5 protein-coding genes and 1 tRNA gene are annotated in these 4,222 nt (G+C 69.7%); 2 read left to right on the plus strand and 4 right to left on the minus strand.

Annotated features, from left to right (window positions below; genetic code table 11):
• Positions 1 to 495 precede the first annotated feature (495 nt).
• From ACIKT0_RS14065 to gph, 3 genes are all read right to left on the minus strand, one after another.
• A tRNA-Val gene (locus tag ACIKT0_RS14065) sits at positions 496 to 570 on the minus strand.
• 43 nt (positions 571 to 613) lie between these two features.
• Positions 614 to 898, minus strand: coding sequence for a hypothetical protein (locus tag ACIKT0_RS14070; protein WP_407105945.1), 285 nt, complete (start codon positions 896 to 898; stop codon positions 614 to 616).
• A gap of 89 nt (positions 899 to 987) precedes the next feature.
• On the minus strand, positions 988 to 1,668 hold the full coding sequence (gene gph / locus ACIKT0_RS14075; RefSeq protein ID WP_407105946.1) for a phosphoglycolate phosphatase: 681 nt from the start codon (positions 1,666 to 1,668) through the stop codon (positions 988 to 990).
• A gap of 100 nt (positions 1,669 to 1,768) precedes the next feature.
• Here gph and ACIKT0_RS14080 point away from each other — a divergent pair, with 100 nt between their 5' ends.
• Positions 1,769 to 2,140 (plus strand): hypothetical protein, encoded by a 372-nt coding sequence (locus ACIKT0_RS14080; protein WP_407105947.1) that lies wholly within the window; start codon positions 1,769 to 1,771, stop codon positions 2,138 to 2,140.
• Between the two features lie 108 nt (positions 2,141 to 2,248).
• Positions 2,249 to 3,742, plus strand: a complete 1,494-nt coding sequence (locus ACIKT0_RS14085; RefSeq protein WP_407105948.1) for a Do family serine endopeptidase — start codon at positions 2,249 to 2,251, stop codon at positions 3,740 to 3,742.
• A gap of 10 nt (positions 3,743 to 3,752) precedes the next feature.
• On the opposite strand, the gene ACIKT0_RS14090 is transcribed toward ACIKT0_RS14085, so the two are convergent.
• Positions 3,753 to 4,222, minus strand: a 470-nt coding sequence (locus tag ACIKT0_RS14090; RefSeq protein WP_407105949.1) for an HAD family hydrolase, incomplete at its 5' end; no start/stop codon positions are given.

The raw sequence follows: 4,222 nt of genomic DNA on the forward strand, positions 1-4,222 counted from the left end.
GGCCGGCGTCAGCCGGTCGGCGTCGAGGCGCTGGCGGCCGCCCGGGCCCGGCTTGGCGCATGGCGGCCAAAATCGTCAGACGCGCGTCGCTGCAGGTCAGGCGACGAAGCGGTAGATCTTGTCGATCTTCTCGAGGGGGAGAACGCCGCCTGGAGTCGGTGTCGACTGCCGGTCCTTTTCTCGCGAAGGCGAAGGAGCTCCGCGATCGCTTCCCGGATCGTGGCGGCTACCGCCAGATCCTCCTCGGCGTCCTCATCGGCTCTGGCGACCCCCTCGTAATCCTTCGCGATCGAGGAAAGACGCTCGATCAGGTCAGGCCGCTCCGCCATGGCCCATATCCTTGAAGTTGTTTGCGAGAAACGCTTCAGCCAATCGGCGAGTTCCTGGCTGCCTGGGTCAGGCACATGGCCCCGGGAGTGATCACTCGCGCGCATCTACAGCCGCGGACCACGATCTCCAGGCCGCTCGATGCGGGGCCGCACCTCAAGGGAAAAGTGGTGCCCGAAACAGGGATCGAACCTGTGACCCCACCCGTGTGAAGGGTGTGCTCTCCCGCTGAGCTATTCGGGCACGCTGCGGAACGGCCCTTCACTACGCCGGACCGAATGGAATTTCAATTGGGGATGCCGCCATCGACGCCGAGCATCAGTCCCATGACGTAGGCGACCGCTCCGAGCACCACCAGAAAGAAGCCGCTCGCCGCTAGAAGACCACGGAGATCCCGGCGACTGACGGACAGCCAGCCCATCAGGCTGACATAGCTGATGAGCCAGCCCACCAGGATGGCCGCCCCCTGGCCGACGCCCGGGAACAGGTCGAGCAGGGCGAGGCCGACGATCGCCCAGATGAGCGAGGCGGTGACGATCGCGACCCAGTCCGACCAGTGGCGGAACTTCACCCGGGCTCCTCCTCGCGGACCGGACGCGTTCGTCCCCCGGTGAAGCCGAGTTCACCATCCGGCGGCCGAAGGTGGCAACCGGGCAGATTTCAGGAGAAGCCGAGCCGCTCGATCACGCCGTCGAGCTCGTCGAAATGGTCGATGAGAGCGTCGCCGCCGAGCTCCTGCGGAGGCGTTACCGTGTAGCCGAAGGTCGCCACCACGACCGGCGCGCCCGCCGCCCGCGCCGCGCCGACGTCGGCGGCGCTGTCGCCCACCATGACGGCGCGGGCCGGGTTTCCTCCCGCGCGCCCGATCGCGCCGAGCAGCGAAGTCGGGTCCGGCTTGCCGACGCCGAACGTGTCCCCGCCGACGATCGCGGCGAATCGGGCGGTCAGGCCTAGCTCATCAAGCAGCTGAGTGGCGAGTCGCTCGACCTTGTTGGTGCACACCGCGAGGGTCGCGCCGCGCGCGGCGAGCCGGTCGAGCGCAGCCTCGCATCCCGGATAGGGCAGGGTCCGGGCCGCGATGTGGGCGGCGTAATGGTCGAGGAAGAACGCGTGCAGCTCGTTCAGCCGCTGCGGCGTCACCTGATGGCCGGCGACGGCGAGCCCGCGCTCGACCAGCGCCCGCGCTCCGGCCCCGATGAGGTCGCGCGCCTGCTCATAGGGCAGCGGGGCCACGCCTTCCTCCGCGAGGGTCACGGCCAGTGCGTCGACCAGATCGGGCGCCGACTCGACGAGCGTTCCGTCGAGGTCGAACACGATGGTCAGCGGCTGCGAGAAGGACATGGGGAACCTGCGGTTCGGGAGGCGGCGACGTGGCGAGGCGTGCTTCGCCTGCTAGCCTCGCTGGCGTCAATGTCTGATTCGCGCCGAACGAGGAGGGGCCGTGAGGACGATCGCATGGTTCTGCGCTGGCGCGTGGGCGGCCGCCCTCGTGACGATTCCCGGGGTGGCCCTGGCGGAGGATTACGTCTTCCTCGCCTCGCCTCAGACCGACCTCAACCGCGTGTTCCGGGTCGAGACCAGCACAGGCGAAGTCGGCGCCTGCCAGTACGCGGTCCGCAACGGCACGGTCGGCGTGACGCTCTGCTTCACTCCGGGCGAAGGGGCCGGGCCGCAGGAGGCGGGCGCCTATGCGCTGGTGGCCTCCAATCACCAGCAGGAGGGCGGCGTCTACCGGGTCGAGAAGCGAACGGGCCGGATGAGCGCCTGCTATGTGCTGGGCGATCAGGTGGTCTGCACGCCGCAGGCCCGCTGACGGTGCCCGCCGCGCCGCGGCGGCCGTCCTCTTTTCGCCCCATGGACGTCGTGTAGAGTGCCGCAGCCTCCGGCGCCGCCGTCCCGCAGTTCATCCCGAGGAGACGTCATGAGCACCCCGACCCGCCGGGCGGCCCGCCCATCGGGCGCGAGCCGCGTCGTCGCCGCGCTTGCGGTCGCGCTGTGCGTCTGCGTCGCCCCCGCGGCTCCCGCCGCGGCGCGCTCGGCGCCCGACAGTTTCGCGGGTCTCGCGGAAGGCCTGCTCGACGCCGTGGTCAACATCTCGACCTCGCAGAACGCCCCGGCCGCCGACAAGGCGGTGCCGGCCCCTCAGGTTCCCGAGGGCTCGCCCTTCGAGGACTTCTTCGACGAATTCTTCAACAAGCGCGGCGAGGGCGGCTCGCCCCGCGGCCGCGCCCGCAAGCAGAGCTCTCTCGGCTCGGGCTTCGTCATCGACCCGGCGGGAATCGTGATCACGAACAACCACGTCATCGAGGGCGCGGACGAGATCACCGTGAACCTCAACGACGGCTCCAAGCTGACGGCGGAGCTGGTCGGCCGCGACATCAAGACCGATCTCGCCGTGCTGCGCGTGAAACCGCCGAAGCCGCTCAAGGCGGTCGGCTTCGGCGACGCCGAGCGGCTGCGGGTCGGCGACTGGGTCCTAGCGATCGGCAATCCGTTCGGACTGGGCGGCTCGGTCTCGGCCGGCATCGTCTCGGCGCGTAACCGCAACATCAACTCGGGGCCCTACGACAACTTCATCCAGACCGACGCGGCCATCAATCGCGGCAACTCCGGCGGCCCGCTGTTCAACACCGAGGGCAAGGTGGTGGGCATCAACACCGCGATCATTTCGCCCTCCGGAGGGTCGATCGGCATCGGCTTCTCGGTTCCGGCCAACGTGGCGAAGCCGGTGGTGGATCAGCTCCTGAAGTATGGCGAGGTGCGCCGCGGCTGGATCGGCGTGCGGGTCCAGCAGGTCAACGACGAGATCGCCGAGACCCTGGGCGTCTCGGGGTCGGACAAGGGCGCGCTGGTGGCCGGGGTGAACGAGGACGGCCCGGCGGCCGCGGCCGGCATGAAGACCGGCGACGTCGTGCTCAAATTCGACGGCAAGACGATCCGCGAGATGCGCGATCTGCCGCGCATCGTGGCCGATACGGAGATCGACCGCGAGGTCGAGGTCGTGGTGCTGCGCAAGGGCAAGCAGGAGACGCTGCGGATCAAGATCGGGCGGCTCGAGGAGGAGGCGAAGAAGGACGACCTTCCGAAGACCCCTCCGTCGCCTGATGAGCCGAAGACCGGCGCCGCGCTCGGACTGACCTTCACGCCGGTGAGCGACGACCTGCGGCTCAAGTTCCAGCTGAAGCCGGAGACCAAGGGCCTCGTCATCACGGCCGTCGATGATGGCTCGGCGGCCCAGGAGAGCGGCGTCCAGGCGGGCGACGTCCTGATTGAGGTCGCCCAGCGGGCGGTCGAGGCGCCGAACGACGTCACCGCCCGGCTCGAAGAGCTCAAGAAGGACGGCAAGAAGACCGCGCTGCTTCTGCTGTCCAACCGGCAGGGCGACGTCCGCTTCGTCGCGCTTCCGCTCGATTGACGGCGGGCCGTCAGGCCGTCCGGATCTCGTCCGCCGTAAAGCCCTGGAGATAGAGCAGGGCGGTGAGGTCGCCGTGGTCAATGCGGACGTCCGCCACCGCGGCGACCGCGGGCTTGGCCCGGAACGCGACCCCAAGTCCGGCCGCCTTGAGCATCGGGATGTCGTTGGCCCCGTCGCCGACCGCGACCGCGTCGGCCCTCGTCAGTCGGCGCGCGCCGAGAAGCTCGTCGAGCGCCGTCACCTTGGCGTCGCTTCCGAGCACCGGCTCGCGCAGCACGCCGCTCAGCCGGCCATCCTCCATCTCGAGGATGTTGCCGCGGCTCTCGTCGAAGCCGAGCTCCGCCGCCACCGGGACCGTGAAGCTCGTGAAGCCGCCCGAGACCAGCGCGGTGTGGACGCCCGCCGCCCGCAGCGTCGCGACCGCCGAGCGGCCTCCCGGCGTGAAGGTGACGCGGTCGCGCAGGATGCGCGCCACCGCTT

Source organism: Hansschlegelia beijingensis, from assembly GCF_045505405.1.
GTDB classification, from domain to species: Bacteria; Pseudomonadota; Alphaproteobacteria; order Rhizobiales; family Methylopilaceae; genus Methylopila; species Methylopila beijingensis_A.

Coding starts and splice junctions, on each gene's coding strand:
- gph (WP_407105946.1), bottom strand. CDS start 1,668: ATGTCCTTCTCGCAGCCGCTGACCATCGTGTTCGACCTCGACGGAACG.
- ACIKT0_RS14085 (WP_407105948.1), top strand. CDS start 2,249: ATGAGCACCCCGACCCGCCGGGCGGCCCGCCCATCGGGCGCGAGCCGC.